We start from the raw sequence: 18,828 nt of genomic DNA on the forward strand, positions 1-18,828 counted from the left end.
AGCAGTATTTCATTCTATAGGTTTTTAGTCTTTACCACTGGCTGCTCAACTCTCTAGCAAATTTTGCGGTTCTAGAAAAAAAGAAGTAGCGATCGCATCCAATGTAGAGAGTACGGTGATTTTAGTTAGAGGTGCGATTAAAAATTAGTAGAGACGACGATTTATCGCGTCTTGATTTGTGAAGACGACGATTTATCGCGTCTTGATTTGTGAAAATGCCCGTGTGCAGATCCCCGACTTCTCAAAGAAGTCGGGGATCTAATTTCTCAGCGCGTTTTTTGTAGCCTCTCCTACGGAGAATCGCTTGTTTAGTCTGCAAGAATCGTCAGCGAAGCTCTTTCAGAGCCGCTTCGCGCTTTGCTATTCTGAATACATTCTCCCAATTTAGGAAAGACTAGCCGATGATGTCAGCTTCAAAGCAAAAACCCTCATCAGTAAATTGGTGAGAATGTTAGTCTTCCTTAGCTGTAGAAATCCTCAATTTTCACATCCGTGGGTTGAGTTCCTGCAACCTTCCTAACCTGAATTGGACCATCCTTTGCTTTGTATATATATCGAATTCCATCTAGCTTTCCTGCTTCTCGGGCTTTGTTCCAGTCAGCATAGTTAACTTTGAGAGTCACAGTTTGACCGCAGGCGTTGTAGTACATATCATTAGTAATCACACCTCCCGACCAGCCGTAGAAAGCAGCTTGATCTTCGTAAAATACTGGTATGGTTGTAGCTGCACCAGTATTTAGCGTTTTCAAGCAGTCGCTTGCAGCAACAGCTTGCCCCTGACCTAGCGATAAAGTCAAGGAGAGCATGATAAACAAGGCAATTATCATCTTTTTCATTGCACAAATCCTCTTTACTTAGGTTATTGAGAATAGTTCGAGAAATCTTAGGCAGAATTTGACTTCCCTGTAGTAACAACACTGAACATCATGGTGTTGTTGTTAACAGCCTACTGGCATTCGCTATTTCTAAAAACTTACTCTCGGTAGAGATTAAAGTCATCTCAGTAATAGATGCAAAAATCTACTTATTGTGTTAATTAACATACATCCTTTGCCAATTTGGTATTATAGCGGTTCTCGTTTACGTGAGGTACACCCGTAGGGGCACTGCCGTGCCCCTACACCTGGCGATATGATGTTGTACCGTATCTGAATAGGAACCGCTATAGATAGGGCAAGCCGATGCATTAACAATGCAGGTCGATGCATTAACAATGCAGGTCGATGCATTAACAATGCAAGCCGATGCATTAACAATGCAGGTCGATGCATTAACAATGCAGGTCGATGCATTAACAATGCAGGTCGATGCATTATATCGTGTGCGGTTAAAGACTTATCATTTAGACCGCACTCTTGCTTTCTTGCACTCTTGTTTTCTTGAAAGAGGCTTTTGGGACTTTTGCACAGATCCGGTAATCATAAGTGATTAACCGGACTTGATATCAAATAGGATTACTATTGCTGAAGTCAGGAATAGCCGCGATTGTGTTCTACTCGGCTCAAAAATTCGTCTAAGACTTGCAAAAATCTTTCTGTCTCTTCCAAGTGAGGCATATGTGAACTATTTTCAAATAGTACCCACTCTGAATTAGAAATACCTAGCTTTAATTTTTCTACACAAGCTGGAGTTACTTCATCATACTTACCAGAAAGCAGCAGTGTCGGTACAAAAATTTCACTTAAGCGGTTTTCAACATTCCAGTCGATGATTTTGCCAACACCCCGAAACTCTGTACCAACTTTGCTGTAGGCTGTAGTCAAACAACTGGGCCAAGGGTTTAAACGACAGAGAAAGTTATGGTTAAAGACTTCCATAGCCTCTTTATATTCTGGGTCTTGGGTTGTACCTGCGGTTTCATGTTTAGAAATAATCTCTTTGATATCTGCGGGTAGATCGTTCATTAAGCTATAAGCTTCACTCACAAATTGCTGAATGCTGGCAGGTGTATTAGCCAAAATCAGACTTGCTAAACCAGTTGCTTGAGAAAGGGTATGTTCTAGTGCCAAACAACCACCCCATGATTGTCCAAAAAGATGGATTTGCTCTAAGTTTAAAGTGCTGCGGATGGCTAAGAGTTCATCTTTAAATAAATCAATCGAATATAAATTTTCTTCCGTAGGACGATCGCTATTTCCACATCCTAGTTGATCGTAGAAAATAACTTGCCTTCCCGTGTAAGCGATCGCTTCTAATGGTTCTAAGTAATCATGGGGTACTCCTGGACCTCCATGAAGACACAACAAAGGTAGTTTGCCTTCTGCTTCTTGGTTCGGTTTAACAATGCGATACCACACTTGATGACCGCGAAACGAGATAAAATCTTCAACGGCAGAAGTTGATGACTGTTTATTCATACACTGAGAAAGATTAGCAGTAATATTTACTATAACCTGCGGAATGTGGCTTAGTTAGCATTTGCAAGCCGACACAATCGCATTGTCAGTCGATACAATCGCATTGTCAGTCGATGCATTAACGTCTCCACGCTAACCAAGCCGAGGATAACTTCTTAAAGCTTTCCAAACGGGCAATGCTATACTTATCGGCAGCTTTGCGGATAGCTTCTGCTTGGGTGGGATATGGGTGAATTGTTTTGGCGATCGCACTCAAACCCAAATTATTAGTTATTGCTAAAGTCACCTCGCTAATCATCTCACCCGCATGTCGAGCGACTATCGTTGCTCCTAAAAGCTTATCTGTTCCCTTCTTTACATATAATTTGGTAAATCCTTCAGTTTCCCCATCAACGATCGCTCGATCGACATCGTTGAGAGGTACGCTAAATGTATCAACTTCAATACCCTTTGCCTCAGCTTCTTCGGGATACATACCTACATGGGCAACTTCTGGATCGGTATAAGTACACCAAGGCATAATTAAAGAACTCAGCTTTTTACGTCCCAGCCCAAAAATCGAAAACAGCGCATTTTGAATTACAATCCGAGCCGCAGCATCAGCAGCATGAGTAAACTTCCACTTCATGCAGACATCACCCACCGCATAGATTCGGGGATTAGTTGTCTGTAAGTAGTCATTGATAATCACACCTTGCTTTTCATCGTATTCTACACCCACAGCTTCCAGATTCAAGCTTTCTACATTAGGCGATCGCCCTGTTGCCACTAAAATTTCATCGACTGCAAGCGTTTCCTCTTGTCCGTTAATCTCGTAATGAATGACTTTTTCTGCATCCTTGCGTTCAATGAATTTAATTTTCGACTCAAAAAGTAACTGAATACCCTCGCGCACAAAAGCTTTTTGAATAATCTCTGCTGCTTCAGCATCTTCACGACTCAGCAAACGCGAACCTTTTTGTAGTAAAATGACTTCTGAACCTAAGCGTTGAAAAGTCTGAGCCAATTCGCAACCGATGTAGCCTCCACCAATTACCGCCAATCGATTGGGGCATTGTGTCAGAGAAAACACCGTTTCATTAGTGAGATATCCGACTTTATTCAAGCCATCAATCGGTAATTTAGTAGGGCGCGAACCTGTAGCGATCGCCGCTTTTTTGAAGTGTAAAATACTTTCTCCCACTTCTACCGTATCAGTATCTTTAAATCGAGCCTCGCCAAAAAACACGTCAACACCAAATTCTTCTTGAAACCGTTTAGCAGAATCATTCGGACTAATTTCTGTACGTATTCGTCGCAACCGCTCCATCACTGCGGGAAAATCAATATCAATATTACGAGGTTTGTTAATGCCAAATTTTTGCGCGTAATGGATATCTGCAACCACCCGCGCAGAGCGAATCAGCGTTTTTGATGGTACACAACCCACATTAGTACAATCACCCCCCATCAAGTGCTTTTCTATCAAAGCCACTTTCGCACCTAACAAAGCTGCACCCGCAGCAGTCACCAATCCTGCCGTACCCGCACCAATGACAACCAAATTGTAACTCGGTGCAGGTTCAGGATTAACCCAATCTGGAGGATGAAGGTTATCAATTAACGCCTGATTATACCGATCCATTGGGGAAACGGTTACGGTGCTAACTGCTGGGGTCATACGATTTTGGATTTTAGATTTACGATTTTGGATTGACAAGAACTGATTAAATATCTTAAACAGAAAGTCATTAATTTTCGTCTAACTAAAGTTGGTTTTATTTAACTTCGGCTAATTTGGCTCTAATCGTTTCTATCCGTTTGCGATTTACGCCCAAATCGCTTTGACCCAAACGCGACGCAGAGCGAACTTGGATAACATTCGCTTTGCGGTCTAGATAAAATTCCACATCATCGACAAATCCCATCAAAGCGCTTTTAAATTCTGCATACAAATAATCCTTGCTTTCTGTGATGATTTTGGTTCTAGGCAAAGATTGAATCACACTTTTGAGATTAGCGATCGCTTCTTCTGGGGTAGAACTATAACTCAGCGGTGCAATTGAATGAACTGAAGAAGAACTTTGACTAGAAACACAGTTCGGGCTATTAGGGCAAGGTGCTAATTTACCACTGTTCACACCTAAATTGTTTGGTCGTTTGCCAGCAAAAATCATAATTTTGCTCTAATAAATAGGTAGACTGTATATTACTCTACAATGTAGTGAGCGATTTATCGCTCAATTGCACTTAAGGGCTGAAGCCCTTACTACGTTTAATGCGCGTTTATTTACACTCCTGGCAAAAAGCGATCGCTCTTTTTCCAACTTCTATCTGGAATTTGCAGGCGATCGCTTTTTTGTTAATTCTATTCAAAATTTAGGCACAAAGTTTACACCTTGTCAGGAGCAGCCTACATTTTACCATGCTGCATAACTTGTTGAAGATGCTGGCGTATTTCTTGTACTTGTTGGATATCAGAGGAGCGCAACTTCTCGAACAACTCTACACAAGGTTGAGAACCTGCTTGTTGTGCGTCTTGGATGTAAGAGTCGTAAGCTTTGACTGCTTCAGCTTTGTTCTGCAACACAGTAATAAAATCGTACTCAAGATTGCTAATCGGTTGAGAATTTCCGTTACCTGTAGTCATATAACCCTCCTAGTGGTACTTATTAATTTGTACCCATCCTCAAAGAGTCATTCATCTGCCCAAAAGCGTAGTTACAGATACATAATTAACAACCTTAGTATGATGCCTGCTGGCACTTGTTGAATATCATCACTCGTGTAGCTGCATTTTCAGAGTGTTGAAAGACTTTAGAACCCCGACTTCTGAAAAAAGTCGGGGTTCTCAGGCTGAGAATTCATTATGCAACCGGTTGATTTTCATCACAGTGATGAGAATGTGAGAATTCATTTTGATGTTCTCTACCTCCTCGATACCTAATTGGGCAAGATTTGGTGTTAGCACTAATGCAATCCATATGTGGCGTTTTGGCACACACAACTAGTAGCGCACCGAGAATAAACAATAAGCCACACATTGCTGCTGTTTGCATCGAAGAAATTTCTAACGCTCCGTGAACAACTACTTCTCGCAATACAGATACAATTGTTACCTCTACTGCTACGCCAACAGAAATACTATGCTCTTGTAAGTAAACCATGAGCAATCGAAATAACTCGACCAAAATCAAGATGAATAGTATCTTAGCTGTCACAATTTTATAATCTAATGGCTTCATGAGGGCGTTAAATATCCCCCACAGCTGCATTACCATGACAGCGAACAAAGTCAAACACAAAACTATAACGATTAAATCTTGGAAAGCCTCCATGTTGCGAACAATTGAATGTCGATCAAACCAGCGATCGCCTAATAAAAATTGACTCTTGAAGCGCTTTTGCTTGTACATTTGCATTCTCATGGGAACAATTTACGACTACACCAGCCTTGGGCAGAACCTGGACAAAAATAGACAGCCTTGTGTTGAAATATTTATGGGGCATCACAGACGATCTGTGTAGAAGCGCAAAGTTTGAGCGGAGGTTTCCTCCGATCAAAGCTTTGTAAGAGAGGCTGTCTATTTTTGTCTATCCTTTATGAAACCCCAACCAATAATTCTATTGTTACGCAACGTGAAGCAATCGCACCTCAACGGAGTTGATAATTTAAATTCTGTAATTGTTGTAACAATTGGTCGGCATTTCTCGCCCACAAAGTATTATTTTGAGCATTATATAAATCTCTGGCATATTGTAATACCTGTACCGCTGATGGATATTGTCTTAATTGCATAAAAACTAACCCCGCACCGTAATAAGCGTTGGGATAATTCGAGTTTGCCTCAGCCGATTTTCTAAATGCTTCTAAAGCTTCTTGTGATTTATTTTGGTTATACCAAATCGTTCCCAAATTATAATGAGCTTCTGAATACTTCGGATTAATTTTTACAGCTTTGCGAAATGCATCTTTTGCTTTATCAACTTTATTTTGTTGGAGATAACATATCCCCAGATGATAAGCTGGTTCTGGAGCATTTTGACTATATTGCATTGCTTTTTTAAAAGATGCGATCGCTTTATCCCAATCGCCTTGTTGCTCTCGTAGCAAGCCAAAATTATAATGAGCAAAACCCAGCTTTGAATCGAGTTGCAACGCTCGTTGCAAGTAATCATTTGCCTGTTGTAAATTATTACCTTCCAACAACGCTCCCCCCAAATTAGCAAAAGCCGGAGCAAATTTGGGGTCGGCTAGAGTTGCGCGATAAAATGCATCTGCCGCAGGTTGTAATTGTCCCACCTGTCGCAGCGCTAACCCTAAATTATAATGTGCCGGTGCCAAATTCGGATCTAGCTTAATTGCTTGATTAAAATAGGCGATCGCATCTTCTACCCTTCCCACATTTATCGCCTGCAAGCCTTGATTTAACCAATCTGTAGCAGTTTGATTATTATTATATTGCGCCAGCAACGGGGGAATGGGGAGTAGGGAGTAGGGAGTAGGAGTAGGAGAAGCAGAAGAAGACGGGGAGAGGATGCTACCACCCAACAAAATTAAACTAACCAGCCCTGCTTTACAATATTTATAGAATGATAATCTCATTAACTTTCGCTCCTCGTAACACCTTTAGTGACGTTTCATTCACAAAAAGTTTGGTTTTAACTGAATAATTTTACAAAACTTTGGAATTTTGTATCAAAGTTTGTGCAACTTAAATTTTCTTCAGGTAAATCTTACAACAAGCTACGATTTTTTGTTAACTAGGTTAAAAGAAGGATAATGACAAATTAAAGACGGGTAACAATCAAAGCACAAAGAATTGTCACCCAAAATAAATCAGCATAATGCGGCTGGTGTAGCTCACCGCAAGGGAGGTTTTATGAACGAAAAAGTAAAATCGGGTTCGCGGAACGTTGCAATTGTCGGTCCTTATTTAAGCGGGAAGACCACGTTACTAGAAAGTTTGTTATTTGTCACAGGAGCGATTTCCCGCAAAGGCAATGTCAAGGATGGCAATACAGTAGGAGATAGTGCGGCAGCAGAGCGCGATCGCCACATGAGTCTCGAAGTAGGTACAGCAAGCACTCAATACAACGATATTCGCTTTACCTTTATTGATTGTCCGGGTTCGGTGGAATTTGCCCAAGAAACCTACAACGCCTTAATGGGAGTCGATGCAGCAATTGTAGTTTGCGAACCCATACGCGATCGCGTCCTCACCCTAGCACCTTTATTTAAATTCCTCGACGATTGGGAAATTCCCCATATCGTCTTTGTTAACAAAATGGATCGGGCGAATATCCATGTTTTAGAAACTTTACACGCTCTCAAAGCTGTTTCTAGCCGTCCCTTGGTAGCGCACCAATATCCCATTATGAATGGGGAACAGCTAACCGGCTTTATAGATTTAGTAACCGAACAAGCTTATCAATATCATCCTGGCGCCCCTGCCGATCCGATTCCGTTTCCCGAATCTCTTAAAGAAGAAGAACACATAGCACGAGCAGAAATGCTCGAAGCCTTAGCAAATTTTGACGATAATTTACTCGAAGAACTTTTAGAAGACATCGAACCACCCCAAGAAGAAATTCTTAAAGATTTAAAACTGGAATTAGGTGCAGATTTAGTTGTACCTGTTTTCTTTGGTATTGCCGAACTCGATTATGGCGTGCGACCTTTATTAGAAGCTTTACTACGAGAAGCACCCGAACCAGAAAGCACCGCAGAACGCCGTTTAAAAGACCGTAAAGGCGATACTCCGCTAGCGCAGGTTCTGAAAACCTATTATACTCCCCAAGGTGGCAAACTCTCTCTAGTGCGTGTTTGGCGCGGTAAACTAACTGATGGTATTCTCCTCAACGGTGTTCGTGCTGGAGGAATTTATCGCCTCATGGGACAACAACAGCAATCACTTCAAGAAGCTTATGCAGGGGAAATAGTCGCTTTAAGCCGTTTAGAAAATGTAAAAACTGGAGATACACTTTCCACACAGCAGTCGAAGGAATTACCAAAAGCTGAACAATTAGAACCAGTTTATGCTTTGGCAATTACTCCAGAAAAGCGCAACGATGAAGTTAAACTCAGCAGTGCGATCGCCAAGCTGTTAGAAGAAGATCCATCTCTTGCTTGGGAACAACACGGCGATACTCACGAAGTTATTCTTTGGGGACAAGGTGAAATACATTTGCAAGTCGCTTTAGACAGATTGCGCCGCAAATATAATTTACCAATGACAACTCACTTGCCGCAAGTTCCTTACAAAGAAACTATCCGCAAACCTGTAGCTTCGATTCACGGGCGCTACAAACACCAAAGCGGCGGACACGGACAATTTGGCGATGTTTTTCTAGATATTAAACCGTTAGCACGCGGCGAAGGCTTTAATTTTAGCGATCGCATTGTCGGTGGTGTCGTTCCCAAACAATACATTCCTGGGGTAGAAATGGGTGTGCGCGAGTTTTTAGCACACGGTCCCTTGGGCTATCCTGTGGTAGATGTAGCGGTAACTTTGACGAATGGTTCTTATCATAACGTTGATAGTTCCGAACAAGCATTTAAGCAAGCTGCCCGATTAGCAATGCAAACGGGAATACCTCAAGGACAACCCACGCTGCTAGAACCGATTTTGCATGTGGAAGTGACAACCCCCAGCGAATTTACCTCGAAAGCACTGCAACTTTTAAGTGGCAAACGCGGGCAAATTTTAGGTTATGAAGGTAGAAAAGATTGGCAAGGATGGGACAATATCTCAGCTTATTTGCCGCAAGCCGAAATGCACGACTTTATAGTAGAGTTGCGATCGCTTACTTTAGGCGTCGGTTCCTTCCACTGGGAATACGATCATCTCCAAGAGGTGCCGGAAAAACTTGCGGAACGCATCGTTACTACTAATGGTAACGGCAACGGCAACGGCAAGTAATACCAATTTAAAAAAAGAATGCGACAGATGGGTAGGGGCACGGCAGATGGGTAGGGGCACGGCATTGCCGTGCCCCTACGAAGAAATTATGTGTCGCAAACATTATTTAAATTGGTATAATTTTGGATTTTAGATTAATCTAGAATCAACGTTAGCCCGGAACTCAAAGTTCCGGGCTAATAGCTAAAGTCCAATAAATTGGACTAAGACTGTTTATCGGCTTCAAGTTCCTCCTTTTGGCTAGCAACTTCAAGCCAACCTTGGATCGCATCTTTAAGCATCTCTAACAAGTGTTCGTAGCTTTCTCCCCATGTGTGACATCCTGGTAAGGCAGGTACAGAAGCACACCATACACCGTCTTCTTGCCAGATAACCGCTTTGATTTTCATGATTAATCTGTTGCAGTGTCGTGTTATATATCTTAACGCAACAGTTGCGATCGCTCCTTGGAAGTCCCTTGACTACAAGTTTTCTGTCAAAGGATTCGTAAACCGCACGCCCTCAACTGTAGCACCCGATGCAAAGTCTTCACTATAAACTTCTTCAATTTGGTTAAGTCGCGCTGTTGCCCAAATTTGCGCGTCCCAAAATCCAAAGTGATGAATTTCCACACCGCGAATCGCTTCTAGAGAGATGAGTCTTGTAATATCAACAACATGGCAAGCAGCTGAATAATTACGCATTCGTACCACCGCTTCAGCCGGAGTTAGAAGCGACCGCCGAGTCCGGGTTGTCGCCATAAAAAATTCTCCTACGATCTGGGTACTAATTACCGCTTTCCCAGAACGAATTAATTGATCGACAACTGCGATCGCACGTTCTTGCTTTGCACTATCAAGTGGATCGTAAATGTAAACGAGAATATTAGTATCAAGTAAAACCCTACCGTTCATAGAGTTCTTCACGCTGCCAATCTCGACCTCCAAGTTTAACAGGTCGAGTTTTGATTTTTTCTATAAATTCTTTTTCTGCTTCCCACGCTGCGATATCTATCTGGGGTGCAGTGATTCCACCTAGATGAAGGTCAATGCAGGAGCGAATAACTTCTGCTTCACTTATACCAGCTTGTTGGGCGATCGCTTTTAGCAGATGTTCTTGACGCGGTTCAATATAAATCTGCTTGCGAATTTTGCTCGACACAGTTTAACTTTATTTCTAATCTATACATTACATTATACATTACTTTATGTAAAGTATTAGGGGATTTCAAGTTTGATGGGGAATTGCGATCGCTTACTTTAGACATCGGTTTTTTTCACTGAAATTATGACCATCTTCAAGAGGTGCCGGAAAAACTCACAGTAGGATAGTTTTATGCTGGCTTTAACAAGCTCAACTTTAGATTTGAATGGTTTGTAATGGTAACACTTCAATTGCGACAATTAAGTGTTCCGCCAGGACATAGGGTGATGTTCCATAATGTCAACTGGCAGGAATTTGAGGCAATTATAGAAGAACTTGGCGACCATCGAGCTGCACGTTTAGCTTACAGCCAGGGAACTTTGGAGATAAGAATGCCATTACCAAAGCATGAAAAAGCTAAAGTCATTATTGGTGACTTAGTAAAAATCCTGCTAGAGGAGTTAGAAATTGACTGTGAGTCATTTGGTTCAACCACCTTTAAACGTGAAGATATGGCTAGTGGTGTTGAACCTGATGACTCATTTTACATTCAAAATCATGCTTTAATGATTGGTAAAGAGCGCGACTTAACAATTGACCCACCACCCGATTTAGCGATTGAAGTTGATGTAACCTCCAAAACTCAACTAGATGCTTACGAAGCATTAGGAGTCCCTGAATTGTGGCGATATGTTCATGGTAAGTTACAAATTAATATTCTAAACGATGGTAAATATATAGAGTCAGAAATTAGTGCTACTTTTCCCAACTTGCCAATTTTAGAAGCAATTCCTCAGTTTATCGAACAAAGCCGAACTGTAGGCAGAAGTCCAACACTGAGGGCATTTCGACAGTAGGTTAAAAACTTAACGTAATCCTTGCTGTTGCAACAATCCATTAGCCCAAGCAACATCAGCTGACGCAAGAGGTGGAACTCTTTCGCGAGTATAATCTATAGCCAAATCAAATCCAGCGCGATCGTATACACCGTGTATCACCGCTTGCAAGTCTACTAATGGTTCTGTATCACCCCGACGTAGCGGTAACAAAAAAGCTGGAATCTTCTCTTGCAGTCCAAAAGGGTATAATTCTGCTTTCGGACGAGATTCGCTGCGACTTACCAAAATGCGATAATCTGACTGAATTTGATTAGCCAAAATTGGCATTGGTTCACCGCTACGTAGCAAATCAATTTCAACCAGATGAGTCAAGCTATTTAATACCTGCTGACGCTTGCTTTCGTAAGCTTTTCTTCCTTCTTTTGAACGCTTGTTTTTTGGTGAAAGAACCTCAATCGCTGTCACCACTTCTTTTGTTCCGACTTCCCGCACTTCTAGATATCCTTCCCGCACTTCCTCTAACATGGGAAGGTTGACAATCACTGGTTTTGCAGGTGGTGAAGCTACTGCAATATTAGATAATTCTTCTGTAGTTGTTAAAGAACGTCCCACAGCGACATCAGGGATACCAACTAAAACTGAATTATCATCTGTCATTTGATATACTCGTTTTTCAACCGCTACTCGGTATTTCGGTCGCAATTGAGGAGCAATTGCATCAGCGATCGCAACAATTAGTCTACTGTGAACTTCAGCCCACAATTCGGGATTTTCTAGGTAAGGGTTCATCCCTGGAAACGGTGAAGGCATAACACTAGCAAAACAGGATTCTTACTGCTTATCCTAGCAATCTACTTTATAAGCGTGGAGATGCTTTCAGGATGCCGTAAAATCTTTCCTGTAACAAACAATATTTTTATATCAGTTATGAATAATGCACAATCTTGGCATATAGTCAAGCGCCCTGCCGGAAATTGCGAAATCGTCCCCAGCCAAGAAGTAACCGAGGACGATAATCCAGAAATTATAGAACAATGGGGACCATTTACCTCAGAAGGAGAAGCGATCGCCCGCCGCGTCGGACTGATTCGCTCAGGCAAATGTCAACCCGTCTAAAGGCAAAAGTAAAATTCTTTAGCCATTACCCATTCCCCATTACCCATTACCCATTACCCATTTCATTTTTCAGCCCTTGTAGTACCTTTCCCAGCAATTTCTTTGCCCAACACTTCTACTGCTTTAGCGAATTGCGGGTCTGCTAGTGTCGCAAGTTTATCGCGATCGCGCAGCCATAACTCTTGTTTTTGGGCATCAGTCAAATCTACTTTGACATCTGGGTCTATTCCATGCTTATTAATATCTCTACCACTTGGGGTATGATATCTAGCGATCGTTACTGCTAATCCTGAACCATCGTCTAGAGGGCGCACCGATTGTACCAAACCTTTACCAAAGGTTTGAGTACCAACTATAACAGCACGCTTATTATCCTGCAACGCGCCGGAGAGGATTTCACTAGCACTAGCGGAACCTTTATCTACCAACACCACCACCGGTTTATTTGTCAAAGCGCGTCCGTTTGCCACTTCTTTTTCTGCCTGACCTTGGCGAGGAATAGTTGAGACAATCGTACCGCTATTTATAAACATTCGGGCAATGTCCACACTGGCGAATAATAAGCCACCTGGATTACCGCGCAGATCCAGAACATAGCCAGCAACCTTTTTGCTTTCTAAATCTTTGATTGCGCTTTGCATTTCCTTAGCGGCATTAGCGCTGAACTGGTTCAAGCGAATATATCCGGTGTTTCCTGCTGGTGTTTGCTTTTGGGAATACTTCACAGGATGGATTTCAATGCGTGCGCGTTTAATTTGAAAATCTTTTTGTTGACCGTTACGATCAACAGTTAAACTTACGGTAGTATTTGGTTCACCACGAATTAAGGATACTGCCTGAGTGGTATCCATTCCCTTAGTCGATTTACCGTCAATTTTGAGGATCTTGTCCTTTGCCAGAATTCCAGCCTTAAAAGCCGGTGTATCCTCAATCGGAGCAATTACAACCAGCTGTTTCGTTTTTTCATCTTGACTAATTGTGATGCCTATGCCTATCAATTCGCCAGAGGTGTCCACTTGCATATTCTTGAACTCCTCAGGGTCCATAAACCGGGTGTAAGGATCGTCCAGCTTTTTCAGCATTTCCCGGATGGATTTGTAAGCTTCTTGCTTGTTGGTGTAGGACTTGCTCAAGTACTCACGACGAACAGCCTGCCAATCTAACTTATTAAAAGTACCGTCTACGTATTGGCGTTGAACAATTTGCCAAACCTCGTCTACTAATTCTTTGGGACTTTCTTTAAATAAAGCCTGTCCTTGGGAGTGAATGCCAAGACTAGTAACAGCAATTGTGGTTAACGTTACTGCCGTAGCACCCAAAACAAGTCCATTTCTTGTAATCACCATAATGACAGCTGCAAAGGCTAAGGAAAAAATATATTCAGTATGCTCAATCTAACACAGGGTATCACCGTAAAGACCAGGCATGTATTCTTATTTCAGAAAAATGATTTGCAATCCGGTTTTTCTGGCGATTGGGGACGCTTGGACGCTTGACTGGTAACTAGGATTAGCATTTAAGAATTTGTTTCAACTAGCCCAAGCGCCCAAACGTCCCTAGCCTCTAATTTATTTACGGTTCTACCCAGCGATCGTCTGCTTTAATCAAATTAATTAACTCCTCTACACCTTTATCTTCTGGTACTTTTTTGATTTCTTCTCTCCCTCGATAGAGAGAAATATATCCAGGAGTCTTGCCGACATAACCATAGTCAGCATCAGCCATTTCTCCCGGACCATTGACAATGCAACCCATAACAGCAATATCTAGCCCAGTGAGGTGTTTTGTTGCTTCCCGGACTTTGTGCAGCACTTCTTCTAAATTAAACAAAGTACGTCCGCAAGAAGGACACGCGACGTACTCCACCATCGTCTTTCGCAATCCTAAAGCTTGCAAAATGCTGTAACAGACGGGAATTTCTTTTTCTGGTGCTTCAGTTAGAGAGACGCGAATTGTATCGCCAATGCCATCAGCTAGCAAGGTGGCAATACCCGCAGTGGACTTAATCCGTCCGTATTCGCCATCACCAGCTTCTGTCACGCCCAAATGTAAAGGATAATTCATACCGAATTCGTCCATCCGCTTTGCCATCAAGCGATATGCGGCTACCATCACCGGCACTCGTGAAGCTTTCATGGAAATAACCAAATTATGAAAATCCAAAGATTCACAGATGCGAATGAATTCCAAAGCAGATTCTACCATTCCTTCTGGGGTGTCGCCGTAGGTAAATAGCATCCTTTCGGCAAGGGAACCGTGATTTACGCCGATTCGCATTGATTTACCTTGGTCGCGCAAAGAAACTACTAGAGGTTCTAAAGTTTCGCGGACTTTTTCGCCGATTTCATCAAATTCCGTTTTGGAGAATTCGCTTCTATTCGCATTTGGCTTTTCAAACACATATAAACCAGGATTAATCCGCACTTTTTCTATGTGTTTGGCGACTTCCAAGGCAATTTTCATGCCGTTGTGATGCACATCAGCAACAATGGGTACGTCTTGGTAAGTTTTAATTAATTTTTGTTTAATTTCTGCCAATGCTTTCGCATGAGCCATACTTGGTACTGTGACTCGGACAATTTCACAGCCAATTTCGTGCAAACGCCGAATTGCTGCTACAGATCCATCAATATCAAGTGTGTCTTCATTAATCATCGACTGCACTACGACGGGGAAGCCGCCGCCAATAGTGACATTGCCAACTCTCACAGGACGGGTTTTGCGCCGTTTAATAGTTGTGTCAAAAGTGGCTTGACTGGATGCGGTGTTTGAAGTAGTAAGTGTTGGTAAGGTTTGCATAACCTCTTAGGTAAATTTGCTGTAGCTTAAATATCAGATTAAAAAAATCTCTGTTTCCCAGATTGCCACAGATGAGGCATTTTTTGGAGTATGTAGTCGAAAAAAAGAGAAATTTGTCGAGTCAAAGAAGTGCAAACCTTTAGAAGTGAGAGAAAATAAGTTAAAAATATTTAATTGCAATTGAAATTTAGCTTCAGTTAAGCGTAGACGCGGAGCGGCTTGTCGTCAGACATCGCCTGATTACTTCGTTATGACTACCACTACTCAGCCTCAATGATTGTACGTGTCAATCAGCAATTCTCATAATTCGTTTTATTTCTTAAACTGCGACTGGGATAAAAATTGTATTCAAGTATCGAATGCATCTTTGAGATTTTGCTGTATTTGTATAAATAATAAAAACGTACCATTATAATCAAAAATCATATTTTAGCCCTAGACGCTGCATCGCCACCGCTTCACAGCTGCTTGCAATTCCACCGATAACCAATCATCAAACTGCGGATAAATTGGCAACCTCGGCACAACTTGCCAGCCAGCCTGCTGTAAAATTTCTTGCAATGCCTCCACTTGAAGATGCAGATAATCGGGATTGACTTCATCTTTTGGTCCAATTCCCCCTAAATCCCTTGCACCAGCTTTCATACAAGCAAGTAACCATCGGTCATCTTTGACTAAATTCGGTGGAATTTGAATGGTAATATCTGGCGGGAGAATTTGACGTGCCTTAAAAACGACTTCTGGTAATTTATACAGAACTAAACCAGGTGCATCAAACGTTTGCTGATATCCGGGACTGTGCGGTTGCAAAATGACTTCTTGAATGTGATGGTAACGCTGATGCAAGCGAGTTATAGCTTCTAATGTTTCCCACCAATCATCCTCAGTTTCCCCTATTCCCAGTAGTAACCCTGTTGTAAAAGGAATTTGCAACTTACCTGCCCACTCTAATTGTTGCAACCGCACTTCTGGGACTTTACTTGGTGCGTATTTATGTACTGTATTTAACAATAGTGGATTTAATTGCTCTAACATCAACCCCATAGATACATTAACTGTCTTTAATTTTTGCATTTCTTCATAACTCAGCACTCCGGCATTGGTATGCGGCAGAAACCCCATTGAAAGTGCCAATTTACATAAATCATAAATCCGCTGAAACCAGGCTTGACGCCGCGACGAAGAGGGATGCACTTCACCACTGAGTATCAAAATTTCACAGACACCTTTGCTTTGAAGCTGTTTTAAAAGATTTTCTGCGGCTGATACAGTCATCCAGGGACTTTTGCCCGAATCTGTCCGAAAGTTGCAGTAAGTACAGCGATTAAAGCACTCGTATGTCGGAACAATTGTATAAGCAGGGCTATAAGTAACTGTGCGGGAATGATAAATTTGCATAGAAAACACGACGCATTAATTTAGATATAGCGGTTATCGTTTGAGTGAAGTACAAAGATGATAAATTAAGGGTAGGATGTATTTGCCTACTTCATATGAAAGCTTACTCAAATGATCGGTAGTCAAAAAATTATAGACGCTTACAACAATAAAGAAGGTTCATATTGTAAATTAGCTGAACGTTTTAGCGTGACTCGTAGTTTTGTACACTAGACTAATCCGCAAATGGTAAATGCTGACGGTGACTGGATTTGACAAATTTGGATGCAATAGGCGATCGCTATTTGAGCTACGAAAAAATAGGTATTTGAGAGCATTCAGGGGCAAAAAATCACGCATTAGGGTGAAAGGTAGAAAATGAGGAACTCAATTGAAGGAGTAAAAAATTAAGTTGCGATAGTGAAAGAAAATAACCGATTAATTCGTAACCTGACCAGTCCACAAACAGCCATAATTACTTGACTATATCTATGTCGAGCTAGACGGAATTTATCGCGCTTTGACTCGAAATATTTTCACCCGACATATCATATGTTCAACGACGATTCGACGTGATGATAGTTGTTTATTCTCTTGTTTTTGTAATTCCGAAATCTCTGTATTTTTTGGTTTTTTATGAGGCGTGGTAATGGCATCATCTCCAATGTAGGCTTTATCGCCAATAAATTTTTGTCTTTTGGAAATTTATGCCGAGTTTCTCGAAATAAATTAATATCACTGGTTTTACCTAACATTCCCACACAGACATCGACAATATCTTCACCACCCGGTAGCACAATAAATTGATTTTTTATTGTGTGCATTTTTTTCTTACCTGAGTAATATCTTTTTTGCTCTTGATAGTCTACAGGTCTTGCTGTAGGTTGTTCTGCACTATCAACAATTAATTCGTATTCAGACAGCAGATGCTGTAATTATTGATATTTTTGACTATCTGTTGATACTTCTTCTATTTGAGATGCTGGTAAAATATCTCGCAAGATATCTACCCAATAATTAAAGGCATCATTGGCTTTAGTTTTGGATATGTCAAACAGCAAGCCTAAAATCTTAAAAATTGGTTTTTGTCGGAGGTAAACTAGACATAAGCATACTCCTTCTTTCGCTGACATCGCTGGTTTACGACCGCCTCCAGGAGCGATTATCCGAATTTTATTTTTTTCAATTTCTGCCTGTTTTTCTCTATGCCTTTCCTCTGCCAAAGCTACCAATGCTAAAAATTGCTAATAATTAATGCCAATTAATCGTTTTGCTTCATAGGGATGTGATTCAATTCTTGCCAAAGGACTCGTCATATTCTCTATACATAATTTTTCTCCAGCTTTTTATTATTGCATGTTATTTATATTAAGGATAAGTCTATTGTATTACATCCAACAACAGAACCGCTATAATTGCAGGTCGCAACACCTATAGTGGCATTTCTATATCTGCGATAACTCCCGGAGTCGAACAAACTGGGCTGGTAGGAAATAACCGGCGTTGCCACGCGACAGCGACATTGAAAGGGGTTTACAAATTGCGATCGCCTTGGGTTATACAGCAACCGATGACCCGGTTGTCTTTAAAGTGCGTGAATTTTTGGCATTGGTACGGAACAGAACACCAATTTCCAAAGCAGCCGCAAGTGTCAAGTTGCCCTTATCTGTGCTTTCGTCTTTAAGACAATTGGGACTTGAAAAATTCAAATTTCAAGTTCCTCAAACTCCACTTAACCCAAATCCAGTTAACTCAAATCCCACTGAATTTACTTTTGACTTTGGCGCGTGAGTCGTAATTGAAAAAAATGCACGCGCTTGCCCATAAGTCAAATAGAGAGAGGGTTTTGAGCTAGAGATCTAAAAATGAACTCTTACGATTCTATCCAACATGATGGTATTGCATTCATTTGGCTCTCCGAGTTGTTGGTCAACAGCCTTGTTGACTTTAGGAGTATTTTTTAGCTGTTTTCAAGTATCGGCTCAAACGAGCAATACACTCGCTCAATCAACAGAAAGAAATGAAAGGCAAGTGCATCAAAATCAAAGTGAAATGGCACAAAAATTTCTGACCTCATCTCTCCAAAAGCCTATGAGTGAGTCTCGATGTATATTTACACAGTGTAGGGGATGCCTTACAAGCAAATCCCGAAAACACACCTAAGAGCGTTGCAGCTGTACTATGTTTTTGGAGTTCGATAAAGCAAAGCTTACAAATGAATATAGCGTTTATCAGTCTAGTGAGGTACAATAGCAACAATGGGTAAACCAATTATGAATATCATTTAATGAGACTTGACTAAAAGCAGTTTCAATC

The 18,828-nt window shown here is 41.4% G+C and carries 21 protein-coding genes and 1 pseudogene; 4 read left to right on the forward strand and 18 right to left on the reverse strand.

Features of this window, described 5'->3' with window-relative positions:
• Nucleotides 1–461: 461 nt before the first annotated feature.
• From PI95_RS30020 to PI95_RS30055, 8 genes are all read right to left on the reverse strand, one after another.
• The gene (locus tag PI95_RS30020) at nt 462–836 is read right to left on the reverse strand and encodes a hypothetical protein (protein WP_039738624.1); all 375 of its coding nucleotides are present in this window, start codon (nt 834–836) and stop codon (nt 462–464) included.
• 228 nt (nt 837–1,064) lie between these two features.
• The gene (locus PI95_RS30025; protein ID WP_163519321.1) at nt 1,065–1,313 is read right to left on the reverse strand and encodes a hypothetical protein; all 249 of its coding nucleotides are present in this window, start codon (nt 1,311–1,313) and stop codon (nt 1,065–1,067) included.
• A gap of 156 nt (nt 1,314–1,469) precedes the next feature.
• The gene (locus tag PI95_RS30030; RefSeq protein WP_039738621.1) at nt 1,470–2,357 is read right to left on the reverse strand and encodes a proline iminopeptidase-family hydrolase; all 888 of its coding nucleotides are present in this window, start codon (nt 2,355–2,357) and stop codon (nt 1,470–1,472) included.
• Nucleotides 2,358–2,475: 118 nt separating this feature from the next.
• Nucleotides 2,476–4,017: a mercuric reductase gene (locus PI95_RS30035; protein ID WP_039738620.1), complete on the reverse strand. Its 1,542-nt coding sequence runs from the start codon at nt 4,015–4,017 to the stop codon at nt 2,476–2,478.
• 97 nt (nt 4,018–4,114) lie between these two features.
• Nucleotides 4,115–4,513 (reverse strand): DUF1499 domain-containing protein, encoded by a 399-nt coding sequence (locus PI95_RS30040; RefSeq protein WP_039738618.1) that lies wholly within the window; start codon nt 4,511–4,513, stop codon nt 4,115–4,117.
• A gap of 236 nt (nt 4,514–4,749) precedes the next feature.
• On the reverse strand, nt 4,750–4,986 hold the full coding sequence (locus PI95_RS30045; RefSeq protein ID WP_039738617.1) for a hypothetical protein: 237 nt from the start codon (nt 4,984–4,986) through the stop codon (nt 4,750–4,752).
• Between the two features lie 217 nt (nt 4,987–5,203).
• Nucleotides 5,204–5,752: a phosphate-starvation-inducible PsiE family protein gene (locus tag PI95_RS30050; protein ID WP_039740299.1), complete on the reverse strand. Its 549-nt coding sequence runs from the start codon at nt 5,750–5,752 to the stop codon at nt 5,204–5,206.
• A gap of 239 nt (nt 5,753–5,991) precedes the next feature.
• Complete coding sequence (locus PI95_RS30055) at nt 5,992–6,942, reverse strand: tetratricopeptide repeat protein (protein ID WP_039738615.1); 951 nt, start codon at nt 6,940–6,942, stop codon at nt 5,992–5,994.
• Nucleotides 6,943–7,219: 277 nt separating this feature from the next.
• Between PI95_RS30055 and PI95_RS30060 the strand changes: the two genes are divergently transcribed.
• Entirely contained in the window at nt 7,220–9,259 is a 2,040-nt protein-coding gene (locus PI95_RS30060) for an elongation factor G (RefSeq protein WP_039740296.1), read from the forward strand.
• Nucleotides 9,260–9,462: 203 nt separating this feature from the next.
• Here PI95_RS30060 and PI95_RS30065 read toward each other — a convergent pair whose 3' ends face one another.
• The 3 genes from PI95_RS30065 to PI95_RS30075 all read right to left on the reverse strand — a co-directional run bounded on the left by PI95_RS30065 (nt 9,463) and on the right by PI95_RS30075 (nt 10,399).
• A complete protein-coding gene (locus PI95_RS30065) occupies nt 9,463–9,648 on the reverse strand; it encodes a type II toxin-antitoxin system HicB family antitoxin (RefSeq protein ID WP_039738614.1) in 186 nt (61 codons plus the stop codon).
• Nucleotides 9,649–9,720: 72 nt separating this feature from the next.
• Nucleotides 9,721–10,152: a PIN domain-containing protein gene (locus tag PI95_RS30070; protein ID WP_039738613.1), complete on the reverse strand. Its 432-nt coding sequence runs from the start codon at nt 10,150–10,152 to the stop codon at nt 9,721–9,723.
• Nucleotides 10,142–10,399, reverse strand: a complete 258-nt coding sequence (locus PI95_RS30075; RefSeq protein ID WP_039738612.1) for a hypothetical protein — start codon at nt 10,397–10,399, stop codon at nt 10,142–10,144. The genes PI95_RS30070 and PI95_RS30075 overlap by 11 nt, the downstream gene beginning before the upstream one ends.
• 218 nt (nt 10,400–10,617) lie before the next feature.
• Here PI95_RS30075 and PI95_RS30080 point away from each other — a divergent pair, with 218 nt between their 5' ends.
• Nucleotides 10,618–11,238: a Uma2 family endonuclease gene (locus PI95_RS30080; RefSeq protein ID WP_039738611.1), complete on the forward strand. Its 621-nt coding sequence runs from the start codon at nt 10,618–10,620 to the stop codon at nt 11,236–11,238.
• Nucleotides 11,239–11,247: 9 nt separating this feature from the next.
• Here the strand turns inward: PI95_RS30080 and PI95_RS30085 are convergent, their stop codons facing one another.
• Nucleotides 11,248–12,030, reverse strand: a complete 783-nt coding sequence (locus tag PI95_RS30085; protein WP_039738610.1) for a DUF4058 family protein — start codon at nt 12,028–12,030, stop codon at nt 11,248–11,250.
• A 117-nt stretch (nt 12,031–12,147) separates the two neighbouring features.
• On the opposite strand from PI95_RS30085, the gene PI95_RS30090 reads away from it, so the two are divergent.
• Entirely contained in the window at nt 12,148–12,336 is a 189-nt protein-coding gene (locus PI95_RS30090; protein WP_039738609.1) for a hypothetical protein, read from the forward strand.
• 62 nt (nt 12,337–12,398) lie between these two features.
• On the opposite strand, the gene ctpC is transcribed toward PI95_RS30090, so the two are convergent.
• From ctpC to PI95_RS36370, 6 genes and pseudogenes are all read right to left on the reverse strand, one after another.
• On the reverse strand, nt 12,399–13,682 hold the full coding sequence (gene ctpC / locus PI95_RS30095; protein ID WP_039738608.1) for a carboxyl-terminal processing protease CtpC: 1,284 nt from the start codon (nt 13,680–13,682) through the stop codon (nt 12,399–12,401).
• Between the two features lie 226 nt (nt 13,683–13,908).
• Nucleotides 13,909–15,135 (reverse strand): (E)-4-hydroxy-3-methylbut-2-enyl-diphosphate synthase, encoded by a 1,227-nt coding sequence (ispG, locus tag PI95_RS30100; RefSeq protein WP_039738606.1) that lies wholly within the window; start codon nt 15,133–15,135, stop codon nt 13,909–13,911.
• Nucleotides 15,136–15,570: 435 nt separating this feature from the next.
• A complete protein-coding gene (gene cofG / locus PI95_RS30105) occupies nt 15,571–16,533 on the reverse strand; it encodes a 7,8-didemethyl-8-hydroxy-5-deazariboflavin synthase subunit CofG (protein WP_039738604.1) in 963 nt (320 codons plus the stop codon).
• A gap of 489 nt (nt 16,534–17,022) precedes the next feature.
• A complete protein-coding gene (locus tag PI95_RS37315; RefSeq protein WP_336507638.1) occupies nt 17,023–17,217 on the reverse strand; it encodes a transposase family protein in 195 nt (64 codons plus the stop codon).
• A 17-nt stretch (nt 17,218–17,234) separates the two neighbouring features.
• Nucleotides 17,235–17,438, reverse strand: a pseudogene (locus tag PI95_RS37040) (transposase family protein); the annotation flags it as partial.
• A 9-nt stretch (nt 17,439–17,447) separates the two neighbouring features.
• A complete protein-coding gene (locus tag PI95_RS36370) occupies nt 17,448–17,735 on the reverse strand; it encodes a helix-turn-helix domain-containing protein (protein WP_236117256.1) in 288 nt (95 codons plus the stop codon).
• Nucleotides 17,736–18,015: 280 nt separating this feature from the next.
• Here PI95_RS36370 and PI95_RS30115 point away from each other — a divergent pair, with 280 nt between their 5' ends.
• Nucleotides 18,016–18,303 (forward strand): hypothetical protein, encoded by a 288-nt coding sequence (locus PI95_RS30115; protein ID WP_052324721.1) that lies wholly within the window; start codon nt 18,016–18,018, stop codon nt 18,301–18,303.
• The last annotated feature ends 525 nt before the right edge of the window (nt 18,304–18,828 follow it).

It is taken from the genome of Hassallia byssoidea VB512170 (assembly GCF_000817785.2).
Classification (GTDB): Bacteria; Cyanobacteriota; Cyanobacteriia; order Cyanobacteriales; family Nostocaceae; genus Hassallia; species Hassallia carrinoi.

Excerpts from the sequence above, each read along its gene's own strand:
- PI95_RS30020 (WP_039738624.1), bottom strand. The coding sequence starts at position 836 with ATGAAAAAGATGATAATTGCCTTGTTTATCATGCTCTCCTTGACTTTA.
- PI95_RS30025 (WP_163519321.1), bottom strand. The coding sequence starts at position 1,313 with ATGCATCGACCTGCATTGTTAATGCATCGACCTGCATTGTTAATGCAT.
- PI95_RS30030 (WP_039738621.1), bottom strand. The coding sequence starts at position 2,357 with ATGAATAAACAGTCATCAACTTCTGCCGTTGAAGATTTTATCTCGTTT.
- PI95_RS30035 (WP_039738620.1), bottom strand. The coding sequence starts at position 4,017 with ATGACCCCAGCAGTTAGCACCGTAACCGTTTCCCCAATGGATCGGTAT.
- PI95_RS30040 (WP_039738618.1), bottom strand. The coding sequence starts at position 4,513 with ATGATTTTTGCTGGCAAACGACCAAACAATTTAGGTGTGAACAGTGGT.
- PI95_RS30045 (WP_039738617.1), bottom strand. The coding sequence starts at position 4,986 with ATGACTACAGGTAACGGAAATTCTCAACCGATTAGCAATCTTGAGTAC.
- PI95_RS30050 (WP_039740299.1), bottom strand. The coding sequence starts at position 5,752 with ATGTACAAGCAAAAGCGCTTCAAGAGTCAATTTTTATTAGGCGATCGC.
- PI95_RS30055 (WP_039738615.1), bottom strand. The coding sequence starts at position 6,942 with ATGAGATTATCATTCTATAAATATTGTAAAGCAGGGCTGGTTAGTTTA.
- PI95_RS30060 (WP_039740296.1), top strand. The coding sequence starts at position 7,220 with ATGAACGAAAAAGTAAAATCGGGTTCGCGGAACGTTGCAATTGTCGGT.
- PI95_RS30065 (WP_039738614.1), bottom strand. The coding sequence starts at position 9,648 with ATGAAAATCAAAGCGGTTATCTGGCAAGAAGACGGTGTATGGTGTGCT.
- PI95_RS30070 (WP_039738613.1), bottom strand. The coding sequence starts at position 10,152 with ATGAACGGTAGGGTTTTACTTGATACTAATATTCTCGTTTACATTTAC.
- PI95_RS30080 (WP_039738611.1), top strand. The coding sequence starts at position 10,618 with ATGGTAACACTTCAATTGCGACAATTAAGTGTTCCGCCAGGACATAGG.
- PI95_RS30085 (WP_039738610.1), bottom strand. The coding sequence starts at position 12,030 with ATGCCTTCACCGTTTCCAGGGATGAACCCTTACCTAGAAAATCCCGAA.
- PI95_RS30090 (WP_039738609.1), top strand. The coding sequence starts at position 12,148 with ATGAATAATGCACAATCTTGGCATATAGTCAAGCGCCCTGCCGGAAAT.
- ctpC (WP_039738608.1), bottom strand. The coding sequence starts at position 13,682 with ATGGTGATTACAAGAAATGGACTTGTTTTGGGTGCTACGGCAGTAACG.
- ispG (WP_039738606.1), bottom strand. The coding sequence starts at position 15,135 with ATGCAAACCTTACCAACACTTACTACTTCAAACACCGCATCCAGTCAA.
- cofG (WP_039738604.1), bottom strand. The coding sequence starts at position 16,533 with ATGCAAATTTATCATTCCCGCACAGTTACTTATAGCCCTGCTTATACA.